The organism is Gordonia sp. CNJ-863 (genome assembly GCF_001942325.1).
In the GTDB taxonomy this organism is placed as follows: domain Bacteria; phylum Actinomycetota; class Actinomycetes; order Mycobacteriales; family Mycobacteriaceae; genus Gordonia; species Gordonia alkanivorans.
The window spans coordinates 13,740-30,276 of record NZ_MKKG01000003.1 but is presented as its reverse complement, the minus strand read 5'-3'; the positions used below and the strand labels follow the sequence as shown (position 1 = coordinate 30,276).

Annotated in this window: 13 protein-coding genes; 8 read left to right on the top strand and 5 right to left on the bottom strand. The window is 67.9% G+C overall.

The genetic code is table 11. The features are described from left to right. The first annotated feature begins 332 nt into the window (after window positions 1–332). A complete protein-coding gene (locus BJF87_RS01545; RefSeq protein WP_035754521.1) occupies window positions 333–1,574 on the top strand; it encodes a triacylglycerol lipase in 1,242 nt (413 codons plus the stop codon). 55 nt (window positions 1,575–1,629) lie between these two features. Here the strand turns inward: BJF87_RS01545 and BJF87_RS01540 are convergent, their stop codons facing one another. Beyond that, window positions 1,630–2,016 (bottom strand): DUF2784 domain-containing protein, encoded by a 387-nt coding sequence (locus BJF87_RS01540; RefSeq protein WP_006359803.1) that lies wholly within the window; start codon window positions 2,014–2,016, stop codon window positions 1,630–1,632. A gap of 116 nt (window positions 2,017–2,132) precedes the next feature. On the opposite strand from BJF87_RS01540, the gene BJF87_RS01535 reads away from it, so the two are divergent. Both BJF87_RS01535 and BJF87_RS01530 read left to right on the top strand, forming a co-directional pair. Further along, window positions 2,133–3,371 (top strand): cytochrome P450, encoded by a 1,239-nt coding sequence (locus BJF87_RS01535; protein ID WP_006359802.1) that lies wholly within the window; start codon window positions 2,133–2,135, stop codon window positions 3,369–3,371. Between the two features lie 43 nt (window positions 3,372–3,414). Continuing rightward, the gene (locus BJF87_RS01530) at window positions 3,415–4,014 is read left to right on the top strand and encodes a DsbA family protein (protein ID WP_006359801.1); all 600 of its coding nucleotides are present in this window, start codon (window positions 3,415–3,417) and stop codon (window positions 4,012–4,014) included. Here the strand turns inward: BJF87_RS01530 and BJF87_RS01525 are convergent, their stop codons facing one another. Continuing rightward, window positions 4,015–4,788, bottom strand: coding sequence for a DUF427 domain-containing protein (locus tag BJF87_RS01525; RefSeq protein WP_035754519.1), 774 nt, complete (start codon window positions 4,786–4,788; stop codon window positions 4,015–4,017). Between the two features lie 92 nt (window positions 4,789–4,880). On the opposite strand from BJF87_RS01525, the gene BJF87_RS01520 reads away from it, so the two are divergent. Genes BJF87_RS01520 through BJF87_RS01510 form a run of 3 tightly spaced genes read left to right on the top strand, consistent with a single transcriptional unit; the run spans window position 4,881 to window position 7,057 of the window. Further along, entirely contained in the window at window positions 4,881–5,777 is an 897-nt protein-coding gene (locus tag BJF87_RS01520) for an MBL fold metallo-hydrolase (protein ID WP_035754517.1), read from the top strand. A gap of 52 nt (window positions 5,778–5,829) precedes the next feature. After that, a complete protein-coding gene (locus BJF87_RS01515) occupies window positions 5,830–6,309 on the top strand; it encodes a DUF2231 domain-containing protein (RefSeq protein WP_006359798.1) in 480 nt (159 codons plus the stop codon). Between the two features lie 58 nt (window positions 6,310–6,367). Further along, window positions 6,368–7,057, top strand: coding sequence for a response regulator transcription factor (locus BJF87_RS01510; protein WP_035754655.1), 690 nt, complete (start codon window positions 6,368–6,370; stop codon window positions 7,055–7,057). Here BJF87_RS01510 and BJF87_RS01505 read toward each other — a convergent pair. The 3 genes from BJF87_RS01505 to BJF87_RS01495 all read right to left on the bottom strand — a co-directional run bounded on the left by BJF87_RS01505 (window position 7,018) and on the right by BJF87_RS01495 (window position 14,105). After that, window positions 7,018–8,367: a HAMP domain-containing sensor histidine kinase gene (locus BJF87_RS01505; RefSeq protein WP_230461839.1), complete on the bottom strand. Its 1,350-nt coding sequence runs from the start codon at window positions 8,365–8,367 to the stop codon at window positions 7,018–7,020. The genes BJF87_RS01510 and BJF87_RS01505 overlap by 40 nt on opposite strands. A gap of 79 nt (window positions 8,368–8,446) precedes the next feature. Continuing rightward, a complete protein-coding gene (locus tag BJF87_RS01500) occupies window positions 8,447–12,709 on the bottom strand; it encodes a non-ribosomal peptide synthetase (protein WP_006359795.1) in 4,263 nt (1,420 codons plus the stop codon). Between the two features lie 175 nt (window positions 12,710–12,884). Beyond that, window positions 12,885–14,105 carry an alpha/beta hydrolase family protein gene (locus tag BJF87_RS01495; protein ID WP_139319402.1) on the bottom strand — a complete coding sequence of 407 codons (1,221 nt, stop codon included), beginning with the start codon at window positions 14,103–14,105 and terminating at the stop codon, window positions 12,885–12,887. Window positions 14,106–14,308: 203 nt separating this feature from the next. On the opposite strand from BJF87_RS01495, the gene BJF87_RS01490 reads away from it, so the two are divergent. Together BJF87_RS01490 and BJF87_RS01485 are read left to right on the top strand one after the other, a co-directional pair. Beyond that, window positions 14,309–15,154 carry a 3-hydroxybutyryl-CoA dehydrogenase gene (locus tag BJF87_RS01490; RefSeq protein ID WP_005198135.1) on the top strand — a complete coding sequence of 282 codons (846 nt, stop codon included), beginning with the start codon at window positions 14,309–14,311 and terminating at the stop codon, window positions 15,152–15,154. Window positions 15,155–15,413: 259 nt separating this feature from the next. Then, the gene (locus BJF87_RS01485) at window positions 15,414–16,430 is read left to right on the top strand and encodes a hypothetical protein (RefSeq protein WP_035754513.1); all 1,017 of its coding nucleotides are present in this window, start codon (window positions 15,414–15,416) and stop codon (window positions 16,428–16,430) included. The last annotated feature ends 107 nt before the right edge of the window (window positions 16,431–16,537 follow it).

Genomic DNA, 16,537 nt, shown 5'->3' with positions numbered 1-16,537 from the left:
GTCCATTCCGCTCATGGCTTTCTATTTTGTGATCTGCGCCACTCCTACCAGAGTCGCCGCTTCCCGCCCGAAGCGCTAGCCGGAAGTAGCGCGGGTGTCGTCGAGGTCGCGCTTTTGCGCCGCGGGGGATGTCAGGCCATCGCATTCGTGGGTCGCGCCCCGGACTGACCGCCAGAACGATCGAGTCGGATGAGCCCGGAGAACTCGCACGCGCCTCACCCGCCTTGCCGTCGTCGCCGGATGGATGAGCAGCAGTCCGTTCAACCGTCCCGGGTGACCGAAACCGCGGCGTTCCGGACCCAGCTTTCAGTGGACACACGTACACTGAAATCATGTCTGTGGATTCCGCCCCCGCCCGCGAACTGCCGGCACTGGCGGCACTGGGCCGCGACGAGCTGAACAAAGCGGTCTCGGGCATCGCGGCCGTCCACTCATCCGTCGCCGACACCGTGTTCGCCGGTCTGCGCGTGGCGTGGGGAACGAGGGTCCGTCCGGCCCAGGTGATACATGACGCGATCAGCACGTCCGTCTACTCGGCGATCACATCGACCGTCGACGTGGCCGGCGACCTCGCCGAGTCGCTGACGGTTCACAACTCCGGCGTTCCGTCCGAGACCAAGCGGGGCGCCACGGCCATCGGCATCCTCGACGGGTTGATCGGTGATCAACTGACCGCCGAGCGGTCACCGCTGGCTCCGGAGATCGCCGTCCGGGTCGACGGCGCCGTCGTTCCGATCACCCCGGGCGACCTGGCCACGGCCTTCCCCCGGGCCACCGGACACCTCACGGTGTTTCTGCACGGGCTCATGGAGACCGAGTTCGCGTGGGAGCGCGGAGGCAAGCCCACTTACGGCGCGCGCCTCGCCGATGACCTCGGCAGCACCGAGGTCATGATCCGGTACAACTCGGGACTACACATCAGTGACAACGGCCGCCGTCTCGCCCAGCTACTCGACGATCTCGTGTTGTCGTGGCCGGTACCGGTGACCGACCTGACCCTCATCGGCCACTCGATGGGCGGCCTGGTGATCCGCAGTGCGTGCCATCAGGCCGTCGACCCGTACTGGCCCAAGCTGGTTCGACAGACCGTATGCCTCGGGACGCCGCACCTCGGCGCACCGTTGGCACGAGGGGTTCACTGGGCGACTGCTGCCCTGCGCCTGCGGCCGACCAGCCGCCCGTTCGGCACTCTCCTCGGTCGTCGCAGTGCCGGCGTTCGCGATCTCTTCCACGGGGCGATCGCCGAAGATCATTGGCGCGACACCGATCCCGACGCCTTTAGGCAGCCGGCCGTCGACTATCCGCCGCTCATGCAGGGGGCGCGACACCTTTACGTGACAGCGACCGTGACCCGGCGACCCGACCACCCCTTCGGCCGCATCGTCGGCGACGGATTGGTGATGACGAACAGCGGCGGCGGTCGAGATCGGAGGCGACACCTCGGATTCGAGATCGATGATGGACTCCACGTCGGCGGCGCCCATCACTTCACCTTGCTCAACGATGACGCCGTCTACGAGTGGATGCTGCCCCTGTTGAGGCCTCGGCGTGCGCTACCGCCGGGCACCGACTGACCCGCCCCGCACGATCGCGACCTCGCCCCACTAGCGCCGGTTGCAGGTGGCGCCCCTACCCCGAAGTCGAGATTCTGCGACGGCGCGAGCCGGTCCGCACTCGCCACCACAACCCCACCCACGACACGACAACCAGTGCAGCGACCAACCCACGAACCAACCCGAGTGCCGAATCCGGGTAGATCACCCCGGTCAGGTAGTTGTCGATGAATCCTGTCGGCGGCAATCCGGCCTCCCCGGCCCGACGCCGCGCCCAGTTCTCGGCGTCGGTGAGCGGGCACTCCAGACCGACGACCACCGACGCCATCCCCCACCCGACCGCGACCAGGTGCAGCGCGATGGTGCGCGGCCACCGCCAGGCGATGAACCCGCCGAACATGACGTACAGCAGGAACATCAGATGCAGGACCGCGATGCCGTCGGCCAGGACCCGATAAGGCATATGTCCAGCGTAAATCGATCGGGTTCACCAATCTGCCGATCTGGAACCCGCCGATATCGGACACTCGAAGCGAGAAGCACCCGTTCGACGGAAGGACGCCAACGGTGAGCGCGAGCATGACCGACGAGGCCGCCAACGTATTCGCCGATCCGACGGCCTACGCCGACGAGCCGCGACTGCACGCGGCGATGACCTACCTTCGAGCGCACAACCCGGTCGCCTACGTCGACAAGGCTCCGTACCGGCCCTTCTACGCGATCACCAAGCACGCCGACATCATGGACATCGAGCGCGACAACAACCTGTGGCTAAGCGAACCGCGCCCGGTGCTGGTAACCGCCGTGGCCGATGACTTCGCCAGGTCGCAGCTCGAGTCCGGCGCCGGGTTGCGCACCCTGATCCACATGGACGACCCACACCACAAGAAGGTGCGCGCGATCGGTCAGGATTGGTTCCGGCCGAACGCGTTGCGCGAGTTGCAAGTACAGGTGGACGCACTGGCGAAGCGTTACGTCGACAAGATGGTTGAGATCGGTCCGGAGTGTGACTTCGTCGAGGACATCGCCATCCACTTCCCGCTGTACGTGATCCTGTCGTTGCTGGGACTGCCCGAAGAGGACTTCCCTCGAATGCACCAGCTCACCCAGGAGATGTTCGGCGCCGACGACAAGGAGTACCAGCGCGGCGCCACGCTCGAGGAGCGGATGGCCACCCTGCTCGACTTCTTCAACTACTTCAGCACGCTGACCGCCTCCCGACGCGCGAATCCCACCGGCGACCTGGCGTCGGCAATCGCCAACGGCCGCATCGACGGTGAGCCTCTCTCCGACGTCGACACCGCCTCCTATTACGTGATCGTCGCCAGCGCCGGCCACGACACCACCAAGGACGCGATCTCCGGAGGTCTGCGCGCACTCATCGAGAACCCCGGCGAACTCGACCGTCTCCGCCGCGAGCCCGACCTCATCGGAACCGCGGTCGAGGAGATGATCCGTTGGACCACTCCGGTCAAGGAGTTCATGCGCACCGCCGCCGCGGACACCACGGTGCGTGGCGTACCCATCAGCAAGGGCGAATCCGTCTATCTCGCTTACACTTCGGCAAACCGGGACGAAGAGATCTTCGACGACCCGTTCACCTTCGACGTCGGGCGCTTCCCGAACAGACACCTGGCCTTCGGTTACGGCGTGCATTTCTGTCTCGGCGCAGCGCTGGCCCGGATGGAGATGAGAAGCCTGTTCAGCGAACTGATCCCACGTCTGGACTCGATCGAGTTCGCCGGCGAGCCCGAGTTGGCCGCGACCGTGTTCGTCGGCGGACTCAAGCACCTGCCGATCCGCTACTCGCTGCGCTGAGCCGCACGCATCGAACCCGGCCGAACTGGGTACACGCACGTCCATGACCCACTTCGACTTCTACTTCGATCCGGTGTGTCCGTTCGCCTGGGCGGCGTCACGATGGCTCCGTGACCGCGCGGCCGCCCACGGTGCCGACGTCGACTGGCATCTCATGAGCCTCGCGATCCTCAACGAGAACGAGGAACCCGACTCCGACGAACAGCACCGCCGACTCGAGACGGCTCGCCGTCTGGGTCGCGTTATCGCAGCTGCGACCGCGAAAGCCGGCGCAGACGCGATCGACCCGCTCTACACAGCGCTCGGCAAGCGAATCCACCACGCCGGCGACGAGATGACACCCGGTGTCGTCGCCGAGGTGCTGACCGCGGCAGGACTCCCCGCCGAACTGGCCGACGCCATGGACGACGAGTCGTTCGACACCGCGGTGCGTGAATCCCACCAGCGCGGTCAGGATGCTCTCGGTGAGGACGGCGGCAGCCCGATCCTCGGCATCGACGGCACCTTCTTCTTCGGTCCCGTGCTCGCCGACCTCCCGACCGGCGACGAGGCCGAGGCGCTCTACTCCTCGCTCGTCACCCTCGCGGGGACCCCGACCTTCGCCCAGTTGAAGCGACCGGCCGGTCCGCCGACGTTCTCGTGATCAGCGGATCTCCAGGTCGACCCGCTCGTCGTAGAAGCAGATGAGGTCCCGCACGGGCTCGGCGTCGTGCAGCGGATCGGTGTAGGTCCACGCGATGTCGGGGACGATCTCGTCGCCGACGAGTGCCGACCAGTACGTCGCCTGACCTTTGTAGGCGCACACGGTGACGGTGTCGGAGCGCTGGAGAACGTCCATCCGGACATCCTGCCGCGGGATGTAATGCCGCGGCGGCAGGTGCGTCTCCAGCAGCAGCGTGGGATTCCGGCTCTCGGCCAGTACCGTGTCCCCGATCCGTACGACGACGCGTCTGCTGGTGGGCAGGCAATCGATCCGTTGGTACGGGTCATGGGCGTGCCCCATGACGGTCTGTTCCTCCTCACGCCATTCGTCGAACGCGTCCCAGTCAAGTAGCACATAGTCGGCGAGATCGGGGTCGTCGAGCCGGAAGGCGGCCCCGGCGAGCATCCGCCCGTCGGCAACGATGTCGTACGTCGCGCCCGACGCGGTGTGCAGCGCGAACGGATGCGCCGGGGTCAGGATCGGCGGGTGCTCGGCGGGCGGCATCGTCGGTCGGTGGTGTTCGAGCAGGCCCTCGATGTCGGCGGACGGTACCGCGTAGCACCCGACCACCCGGTGTGGCTCCCACACCTGGATCGGGGCGGCGGAATCGACGACCGCCTGGCCGTCGACGAATGCTCGGACCCGACGGCGCATGTCCGTCCACCGCAGCAGATCCACCTGAGACTTCGTGACTTCATCCAGTGACGTGGCCATGGACCGATGGTCCTCCGGCTCGTGTCGATTCGCCAGGGCCCGGGCGGCGACCACCGTTGACAGTTCGCTCGGCGCGCGGGTAGGCAGACGAGGTGACCACTGCGCCGAGCTTCACCGAAACCCGCTTCGACGAAGTCACGGTGCTGGCGCCGGCCGGCGGCGGAGCGTTCCCTCGCGGCAACACCGTCGTCGTGCACGGCAGCGAGGCGACGCTGGTCCTCGATCCCTCCCTCGACGTCGATCACGACCCCGTCGGCGCGGATGCGGTCATGATCAGCCACGCCCATGAGGACCACATCGCCGGACTGCGCCACTTCGACACCGCCAAGTACGCGCACCACGACGAGGTCGGCGGAGTCCGCTCACTTCAGGTCCTCCTCGACGGCTACGGACTCACGCCGGACGAACGCGCCGCGGTCGACGCCCAGATCGGGGACACCTTCGCGCTCCCGCCCGGCTTCCCGGAGGCAGAGGGTGTAGGCGACGGTCATGTCTTCGACCTCGGCGACCTCACCGCGACGGTCGTCCACCTGCCCGGCCACACGCGCGGACACTGCGGTGTACTCGTGGAACCGACGGGCTTCTTCTACATCGCCGACATCGACCTCACGTCCTTCGGACCCATGTACGGCGACGTCGGCAGCAGCGTCGACGACTACCTGGCCTCCCTCGCGCGCGTCCGCGAGGTCGACGCCCGCTGGTACGGAACCTTCCATCAGAAGGGAGTCGTGGAGGGCGCCAAGGACTTCCGGGAACGCCTGACTGCGTACGAGGGCGTCATCCACCGCCGTGAGGAACGCCTGCTGGCGTTCCTCGACCGGCCCCGGCCACTCGACGAGATCGTCGAGTACCGTCTCGTGTACCGGCCGCATGTGCAGATGCCGTTCGTCAACGCGGTCGAGCGCCGTACGGCCGGGCTCCATCTCGAGCGCCTCATCCGGCACGGACAGGTCGCGCGCAGCGACGACGGGTCATTCCACCGGAGGTGACCTGCCCGACAGATTCAGCTGCCCTTCAACATCGCGGGCCTACCGTCACTGCGTGAACACCATCAACGGATTGCCTCTCCACCCCCTGCTCGTACACATCGTCGTCGTGCTGGTGCCGCTCAGCGCGCTCATGGCGATCGCCGCGGTGTGCTGGCCCGCCGCTCGCGCCCGCCTGGGGATCCTCACTCCCCTGGTGGCTCTCGTCGCGCTGATCGCCCTTCCGCTCACCACCAGTGCCGGGGAATCACTGGAGGAGCAGGTCGGCCCCAGCGCGGCAATCGAACGCCATGCCGGATTCGGCGAGCAGGTGATCTATTGGGTGGGGCCGCTGTTCGCGCTCGCCGTCGTCTGGTGGGCGCTGCACAACGAGCGGGTGACAACCGCCGTTCACGCGAGAATCCCGGCGTCGTCCAAGCTCTCGCAGCGGGCAGTGGCAGTTGCTCTCGGGGTCGCACTGGTCGTGGTGGCGCTCGGTTCGCTGTACATCGTGTTCCGAACCGGGGAATCCGGTGCCAGGTCGGTCTGGTCCTGACACGCACGAACGTGTGAATCTCCTCGACCCCGCCGACTCCGGGCAGATACTGGAACACATGCGCGTACTGGTCGTCGAGGACGATCCGCGGGCGGCCGAGACCCTGCGTCGGACCCTGCAAGCCGAAGGCTGGGCCGTCGACACGGCCGCCGACGGAGTGGAGGGTGTCGAATCCGCCTGTGCCCGAACCTACGACGTCATCGTCAGCGACATCATGATGCCGGGGCGCAACGGCTACGAACTCGTCCGAGAGCTACGGCACCGCAGCGTGTGGACGCCGGTTCTCATGCTGACCGCCAAGGACGGCGAGTACGACGAGGCCGACGCCTTCGACCTCGGCGCCGATGACTACATGGTCAAACCGTTCTCCTTCGTCGTCCTGTCCGCGCGACTGCGTGCGCTCGCACGACGCGGCGCCCCGGAACGACCCACCGTCCTGCAGGCCGGCTCGCTCTCCCTCGACCCGGCGAGACGGGAGGTCCGACGCGGGGAGACACCGATTCGCGTGACCGCCCGCGAGTTCGCGGTCCTCGAATACCTGATGCGGCACAAGGGCGACGTGGTCAGCAAGGACGACATCCTGCAGTCCGTGTGGGACGAGCACTACCGCGGCGACGACAACATCGTGGAGGTGTACGTGGGCTATCTCCGACGGCACATCGACACGCCCTTCGGCTGCCGCTCCATCGAAACGGTACGCGGCGCCGGTTACCGACTCGCCGACAACGGCGGTGACCCGTCGACCTGATCCGCCCGGAGCGGTAGCGACACCTCGATGGAGCAACCCCCGCCGTCGGTGTCGGAGACGGTGACGGTGCCGTGATGCGCACGAACGATCTCGTCCACGATCGAGAGCCCGAGTCCGCTACCTCCGCGACGATCTCGTGAATCGTCGAGCCGGACGAAGCGGCCGAATACACGCGCACGATCGTCGGCGGGGATGCCGGGCCCGTCATCGGCGACCCTCACCGTCACCCGATCCGGCTCGACGGCCATCGTCACCGCAACCGCGGAACGGGCGTGACGAACTGCGTTGTCGCACAGATTCCGTACGACGCGACCGAGCTGATCACGATCGCCGATCGCCCGGACCGGCAGCACGGTCGCCGAGATGTCGAGATCGGTCGTGAGATCGAGACGGGTGACCTCGTCGTTGACGATGTCGTCGAGATCCACTTCGTCGAGCGACGGCCGGAGTCCGTACTCGTCGGCGCGCGCCAGCAGGAGAAGATCGTCGACGAGGTCGCGCAACCGGTGTGCCTCGGGCAGGAGAAGAGTGGACACCGTCCCGGAGTCGATCGGTTCACCTGTCCGGACGGCGAGTTCGAGCAACCCCAGAATCGTGACCAGCGGACTACGCAGCTCATGTGAGGAGTCGCCGACGAATCTGATCTGTTGTTCGCGAGCGAAGGCCAGCGCATCCAGCATCTCGTTCATCGTCACCGCCAGGGTGGCGATCTCGTCGTCGGTGTCGGCGACCGGAACGCGCCGCGCGACGCCTGATCGCGAGATCTCCGCGACCTCGGCGCGAATCGCCTCGACCGGCCGCAACGCGCGACCGACGAGCTGGTAGGTCGTCACGGCCGCCACGACGAGAATGCTCGGAAACACCACGCACAACACCCCGAAGACCGTCCACACCGTCGCGTGGAGGTGTCCTTCGCCGGCGCCGACCACGACGTTCAGCACCGTCCCGTCCGGCGTCGTCACACCCCGGACGACGGCGCGGAACTCGGTGCCGTCGCCCGGAAATGTCGCGTCGTTCACGGTCCGCCGCACTCCTGCGTCGACCGGGGTCACCAGCGGACGTACCCGCTGCCGTTCATGACTGGCCGCGAGGACGGTCCCGTCCCGGGCGAGGACCTGCACCACGCCGATCGAGTCGGTCGGCTCCAGCTCCGTCGGTGGCACCGCTCCGATACCGCCCCGCGCGAGGGCATCGACGATCTCCTGGCTCCGCGTCGACGTCGCTTCATCGGCGGCGTCCGTCAGCGATCGGTAGACGACGATCAACACCAGACCGCCGGCGACCGCCAAGGCCACGAAGAGGGTCGCCACCCCGACAACCGTCAGCCGCAGTCGAACACTGCGCCATCTGAGCCCGAACAGGTCATGCTGTGGCACGGTCGCACTCATCTCACCATCGACGTAGGCACTCACTGACCTCCGCCAGCACCCGCTCGGCCCGTTCGGCCCCCAGCGCCTGAGCCGCGCCGGTGACACCGATCTCGAGTTCACCGGCCGACGTCGGGCATCCCTCCACCTGCAGCAGCCACCGGGTACGACGCGGCGGCAACGCGTAGAGGGTTCCCCCTGCCGACGGGGGCGAGATCACCGGCGTCCAGCCGAGCAGGACGGGTACGGGAAACAGATTGTCGGCGTCGACGGTTCGGCCGGCGAGATCCAGGACGTCCTCCATGGGTGCCGTCGCGGCTCGAATGCAGGTGCGTCGCAACGTGACCGCGGCGTCGCGGTCATCACCGGCCGACAGCGGGGTGATGACCGCGAGCACATGATTGCCCACCACGTCCTCCGCACCCGCGGGCCGTTTCGACACCGTTGTCGCGGCCAGGACTCGGAGTTGACCGGTGATGTTCGCCAATGCCGTGGCCACCACCTCGCCGAAGGCTTCGAACGGCGTCAGGTGTTCGGCCGCCGCCCGGCTCCGGAAACGGGCATAGGTGTCGGCGTCTATCAACACACGCCGTCGGACCGCGACATCGTTCCTCCGCGACGCCGGGTCGACCCCGTTCCACTCGAAGACCGAATCGCTCTGCTGCACCAGCAATTCCTTCCAGAAATTGTGCAGCTCGAGGTCGTCCTCGTCGGCGCCCGGCGGCGTCGTGGTCTCCAGCGCGAACGACGCACTCTCCGGCGCCAGAGCCCCGCCCGTCATCAGTGTCTCGGCGTCGCGGGCGAGCACCCCGAGCGAGCGCCCGTCCACCGCTATGTGATGCATCACCGCGACCGCGGCCATGACGTCGCCGTCCGAACCGACGAGAAGACGCACCGCGATCGGCGGCGCGACCCGCACATCGAGGCCGGCCGCCATCTCTTTCGCCTCTGCGCGCAGCCGCTCCCGATCCGGCACCTCGACCACGTCGGCCAGGTCCACGACCGCGTCGACGACGTCGCGGCCCGTCGTCCGCCGAACCGGGCCCGCGGCGGTGTCGGGATACACCGAGCGCAGAGCGGGGTGGCGTTCGAGGAGGGCGCCGATGAGCGCCGTTGTCTCCTGTGTGCCCGGCCGCGCCCATGACGCTGGGACCCAGGCGACGCAGATCAGTTGCGCGAACGGGTGACCCGGCTCGCGCACCACGGTCAGCTCGGCGGGCGTCAGAGAACGCTCGGCGGTCGCGTCGCCCGCCGATTCATCGCGCACCGGTGTCGTCGCCGCCGTCATCAATTCGCCGAGGGACGCGAGATCGGGCGCGGTCAACACGTCGTTCGGTCCGATCTCCGGGTGTCCTGCCTCTGCGAGTCTCTGAGCCACCCGCACGACGGCCAGCGAGTCGCCGCCCTGTTCCACGAAACCCATCATCGGGTCCACCGATTCGATTCCCAGCACTTCCCCGACCACTTTCACCAGCAGCGCTTCGTGGGGGCCCGCCGCCTCCCGCGACGGCGCGTTGACCGGCAACGGGATGTCCCGCAGCGCGGCGATACTCAGCTTTCCGGTGGCTGCACGAGGCATCTCGTCGAGGACGACGACCATGGTCGGCACCATGTACGACGGCAGCATCCGCGCCAGCTCCCGGCGAAGCGCACGCGAACCAGGAGGGCGGGAGGTGTCGTCGGGGACCACGAACGACACGATCCCGGGAATCCCCGCCGGCAGATCGCGAAACGTCGTGGCGCAGCGTCGGACTCCTGCACAGCGCATGAGTGCCGCGTCGATCTCGCCGAGTTCAATCCGGAGACCGCGCAACTTGACCTGGCCGTCACGCCGGCCGAGGATGCGCAGGTCACCGGCGTCGGTCCAGGTGGCGATGTCACCGGTTCGGTACATGACCGTATCGTCGGAGATGGTGCATTCGACGAATGCCTCGGCGGTCTGCTCGGGGTCGTCCAGGTATCCGTCGGCCAATTGCGTTCCCGCACAGTACAGAGTGCCGAGTGCGCCCGGCGGCTGAGGTCGGCCGCGCCGGTCCAGTACCGACTCGGTCACCCCGACCATCGGCGGGCCCACGGTGATCTCACCGTCCGGCGACAGTGGCCGGGAGATGTTGATACTGCACCGGGTTTCCGTGGGACCGTACGCATTCCGCATGGGCACACGTCCACTCCAGCTGTCCACCAGTCGGGGCGGCAGGGCCTCACCGCCGACGATCACCTGGGTGAGCCCGTCCGCGAGGTCGACCGGCAGGGTGTCGAGTACCGACGGCGTCATGATGATGTGGGTTACGCCCGCTCGCCGAATGAGCTCGGCGAGAGGATCGCCGCCGCGGGTCGACGCCGGCGCGACGATCAGTGTCGCGCCGGTCGCGACGGCGGACAGCATCTCGACGAAGCCGGTGTCGAACGTCGGGGACGAGACGTGCAGCACCCGTGACCGGGAGGTCAGCGCATACGACTCCCGGATCTCGGCGACCAGGGCGGGGATCCCGCGGTGCGGCATGACCACACCTTTCGGGCGCCCGGTCGAACCCGAGGTGAAGAGAATGTACGCCGTGTCGTCGGGACCGCGGTCGAGCCCCGGCGGTCTCCACTCGCGGGTGTCGACGGAAGTTGTTGCGGTGTCCCCTTCTTCGGTCAAGTCGACCCAGCGGACACCGCCGTCGACGACCACCCCCGGGTCACACACCCCGACCCGTGCTCCGCTGCGGGCGAGGAGCGTCTGCGTTCGCGCCTCCGGGGCCGTCGGATCTCCCAGCGGTACCCAGGCGCCGCCGGCCAACAGTACCGACCAGAAGGCGACCACCGAGGCCGCCGACCGCTCCACGGCGACGACGACCGGGTCCCCTGCCCGCACGCCCGCCGCCGCGAGCCGCCGCGCACCGCGACCAACCCGTTCCGCGAGCTCGGAGCGTGACCACTCGATGTCGCCGTCGACGAGCGCGGGCGCCGACGGATCGGCTGCACAGTAGTCGGCGAACAACGCTGCCGTCGGGCTGAAAGGCGGTGCCGGCGGTCCGTTGCGACGTCGGAAGCGATCCCACTCCCCCTCCAGGAAGACCGCGTCGTCGGGGATCGGCGCTTCGTCGTCGATCTCGCGAACCAGGGCCGTCAGGAAGTTGTCGTATCGCGCGGCAAGAGTGTCCAGTGCCGCAGCGTCGAAGCTCACCGCCGGCGCTTCCCAGGTGACCGCCCGGTGCCCGAGCTGATCGGCAGGGTGCATCGTCACCGCCACGTCACCGACCGGGCCGGTCCGCATCACCTCCAGGGACCAGTGGAGACCGTCGACGACCGGCGGGGAGAACGAGGGCAACAGGTTGACCACCACCCCGACAGCGGCGGATCGCGGGCTGTCACGAAGCATGTCCTCACGCGAGTAGAGCTGGTGCCGCAACACGTCGATCACTGCCGACGACACTGCTTCGACCGACTCCGCGGCCGTGAGGTCACCGATCCCGCCCAGGGCGAGCGGCACCACATTCGACAGCGGCTGCACCGCGATTCGACGCACCGCCGACGTACGCGCCGCGACCGGGAGCGCGAGCCCCACGTCGGGAGTGTCGAGGAGCCGCGCGCACAAACCGGCCAGCGCCGCGATGAGCTCCTCCGACCGGGCGGATCGTGGACTCGTCAATCGTCGTGTCACGCGGGTGATCTCCGACGTCATCCGCGCGGGCACTGCAGACAGCAACGACGGTTCATGTCCGGCGAGAACGGATTTCCAATGTTGCGCATCGGATTCCCGACGGCGCGACACGGCGTACCGGTCCTCGTCGGCCGCCAGCTGAACGGGGTCTGACACCGGAAGATCGGCCGCCGAGGCCGAGCCGCCGTACACATCGGCGACATGACCCATGACCCGCAAGACCCCGGCACCGTCGGTCAGCACGTGGTGGACACGTATCACCCATCGGTGCCGATCCTCGGCCAGCCGGTGCAGCTCACTGCGGAACAACGGCATCGTGAGGTCTGCGCCGTCGGCGTCGTCGATGAACTGCTGTGCGCGGCTCTCGCTTTCGGCTTCCGGATCAGCGGACCGGGAGAGATCGACACTCACCATCGACTCGAGTGAGGAGTTCGCACGCCGGAGTGGTTCGGCGACACCGCCATCCGGCGTAGTGGGCTCGGCCGGGGAGAATCCCGCCGGGATGTGTACGTCATCCCACCCGACGTGTTCGAGTACCGCACGAGTCGTCTCGACCAGACGCGGGACGTCGAGCGGCCCACGCAGGGTGAGCCCGAATGCGATGACGTGAGAGACGTCCGGTTGAAGGACCTGGGACATCCACAACGCACGTCGCGTCGCCGTCATCGCCGTTCGCCCCGGGACGGGTCCTCGACGGGCGATCGTCGGCGGTGCTGCTCAGCCGGGTCCACATCTCGAACGTAGTCCCGGAAAGTTGAAAGGCGGCTGAAGTACGAGGTACGCGGCCTGCCCTGTCGTCGCATCTGCAGGCAGTTCACGCCCCCAGCGCCCTGGCGAACATGGGCCAGGACTGGTGCATCTGGTCCTGCCAGTAACCCCACGAGTGGGTCCCGACCGCCGGGAACCGTACGACAGCCGGGATACGAAGGGCCGCAAGCCGCTGAGCCAGGGTGACCGTGCAGCTCCGGGCGGCGGCCTCGCTGAAGCCGCCGGCCGTCACCTGCGCAGCAAGCTTTCCGACGTCCCCGCGGACCGAGCGGTCGGCCGGGTTGTCGTGCCCGCCCGGCAGGCCGGTGGCCGCAGAGATCCACAGTGCCGGCGTGCGACGAGCCAGCTTGTATGCGTTGACAACGGGGTCCTGCGCAGCCCATTCGGGGTCGCCCGGCAGCCCGTACATGTTCGTCGCGTCGGCTCCGTAAGGAACGAAAGCGACATTCCTCAGCAAGAGCTGCCCGGTGGGCGTCGCGGTCTCGGCACAGCCCGAGTAGGCACCCACCGCGCGGTACAGACCGGGATGATTCTCCGCGAGGCGGATCACCGAGTTGCCGGACATCGAGATCCCGGCGATGCCACGCGACCGCCCGAAGCTGTATCCGCCGTGCCTCCCCTCGAACGTCGCAGGCAGTTCGGAGGTCAGGAACGTCTCCCAGCGCAGCGGTCGCGACGTCTTCACCTGGTATCGGAAGTTCGCCGCCGGGTCCACGCGCCGCCAGTTGGCGTAGTAGGTCGCCGCGCCGCCGATCGGGGTCACGGTCCAGACGTTCTTGTTGGCGTAGAAGGCGTTCGCGTCGGTGGCGTGGGTCCAGTCGTCGTTCTCCTCGCCGCCCGACGACCCGTTCAGCATGTACATCACCGGTGCGGCCTGGTGGCCGTTCGCCGGGGTCTGTACCAGCAGCGGGACCTGCGTCTGCATCGACGGAGACCACACCGAGGCGACGAAATTCCGTGGCGACGTCCAGGTCTGCCGGTAGGGCGCTCCGGGACTCGCCTGTGCGTACCGGACGCCGTCGAGCGTGCGGGCCTCCGCGGTACCGGCTCCGATACCCAGCAGGCCGACGACCACGGCGAACACCGAGAAGATCGCGATGCCCACCGACGCCCTGCCGCCTGAGGTGCGAGGAGCGAAAGCGCCCGGCCCCCAGCTGCCTGAGGTGCGAGGAGCGAAAGCGCCCGGCCCCCAGCTGCCTGAGGTGCGAGGAGCGAAAGCGACGAGCCACGAAGGCCTGGTGACGTCATTCCCCGACTTGCGCTTCATACGGAACTCCCACCTCGGCGTGCACCGGGGCCGACGGCCCCGCGCTCCGTCATCGTAAACACGTGGGATTGCGCACGGGAACCGCTTGGTCGATCGTCCAGGTCCGCGGGGCGAGTCAGGCCGAGGGCGCGGGTGACCTCGACTCCGCCGGACCCAACCGACGTACTACCGTTTGTCGTGTAACTCGACTCGGAGGTTTTACTGTGCAGAACATCGGCGTCATCGGCGGCGGCACCATGGGAGCTGGCATCGCGGAGGTGTGCGCGAAGTCCGGCAGCGATGTCGTCATCATCGAGGTCAAGCAGGAGTTCGCCGACGCCGCGCGTGCGCGCGTCGAGAAGTCCCTGGCCCGCGCCGTCAGCAAGAACAAGCTCAGCCAGGAGGACGCCGACGCCGCGCTCGGCCGTCTGCGCGTCAGCCTCGACTACGCCGACCTCGCCGACCGCGACCTGGTCATCGAGGCCGCTCCCGAGAACGAGCAGCTCAAGCGCGACATCTTCGCGCGCCTCGACGAGGCCGTCGGCGAGAACACCATCTTGGCCACCAACACCTCGTCGATCCCGATCATCAAGGTCGCCACCGCGACCAAGCGTCCCGAGCGCGTCGTGGGTGTCCACTTCTTCAACCCGGTCCCGGTGATGCCGCTGGTGGAGATCATCTCGACCCTGGTCACCTCGCCGGAGACCGCCGAAGCGGTCAGCACCTATGTGAAGGACGTTCTGGGCAAGAACCCGGTCAACGCCGGCGACCGTTCGGGCTTCATCGTCAACGCTCTGCTCATCCCATACCTCTGTCAGGCCATCCGGATGTACGACTCCGGCTACGCCTCGGCCGAGGACATCGACACCGCAATGAAGGGCGGTTGCGGCTACCCGATGGGACCGCTGACCCTCGTCGACACCATCGGCCTCGACATCACCCTTGCCGCCGCCGAGTCGCTGTACGACGAGTTCGCCGAGCCGCACTTCGCGCCGCCCGCACTGCTGCGCCGCATGGTCGACGCCGGTCACCTGGGCCGCAAGTCCGGACGCGGCTTCTACTCCTACTGATCGAGCCGGGACGATCCCGGCAGAACGCCCCCGACGACGCACCATGCGTCGACCGGGGGCGTTTTGTCGTCTTCGCGCTTTTCCCCCGGTGCACGAAACCCGGCTGTGACCCACCTCACCAACCACGTAGGCGACTGTGGCATAACAGTTTTCGGATCAACACTGCGGCGGATATCGAGAGGGAGGTTACGTACCCGGTCGTCGTGGCAACACTCTGGACGTACACATCCCGTCGCGGATGAGAAGGGAGCGAGACCGAATGACTGTTTCGACCACCACCGTCCACCAGCAACTTCGTGCAATCCTCGCGATGACCCACACCGAGATCCAGATCGCCGAGACGCGTCAGGCCCAGGCCCGGACCGACGCGATCCGCAAGGAGCTCGCCGAGAACGCCGAGAACGCCCGGCTGCGCGCCGTCGCGATCGAGGAAGCCCTCCGCGAACGCGGGGGACTCGTCGACGTGATCCGTCCCGTGATCGGCCGGGTCGGCGCCCTGGCCAAGACCGTCGTCGAGCAGGCCCAGCCGCTGGACGAGGCACTCCTCGACGATCTCGCCCTCGAGCAGCGACTCCTCGCACGTTCGACGTACCTCAAGGCCCTCGCCACCGGTCAGGAGGACAAGGCACTCGTCGATCTCGCCGAGAAGCTGATCGTCGCCCACACCGCGACGGCCGACTGGCTGACCACCGTTCTCGCCGAAGAAGCATTGGGCGGGCCGACCGCACTGCGTCGTGGCCCGACCCAGTGGGTCAGCGGACTCGCCGCGCGTGCGCTCGCCGCACCGGCCAACGGCGCCTCGTGGGCCATCGACCGGACCGCCGACTTCGCCCGACAGATCCCCGATCCGGTCGCGCTGGTACGCAGCCGCTTCGCGAGCGCCGTAGACGACGCCGCGGTTGCCGCCTCACGCGCCGGTGACGCCATCGAGAACGCGGGCACCGCTGTCTCGAAGACCGTCGCCGCCGGACGCGACGCAGCCCTCGAGGCTGTCGAGGAGAGTGCCCGCGACAACGGCGCCAAGGGTGCCGCGGACGCACTCCACCAGCTCCGCGCGATCACCGGGACTGTCGAGGCCGAGGACCTGCCGATCGAGGGCTACACCGACCTCAACGTCGGCGATGCCGTGGCCGCGGTCAAGGACCTCACCACGCCGGCCGATCTGCGGGTGACCCTCGCCTACGAGGAGACCCACAAGAACCGCCAGCGGGTGGTCTCGGCCATCGAGATCCGTTTCGCCGAGCTCGCCAAGGAACTGGTCGGCATCGACAGCTGATCTGGCACAAGACAACACGACGGCCGTCATCCTTTTCGGATGGCGGCCGTCGTCGTGTGTCCGCACCGCGCGCGTCTGACGTCGCGATCACGGGATCCGTTCGCGCT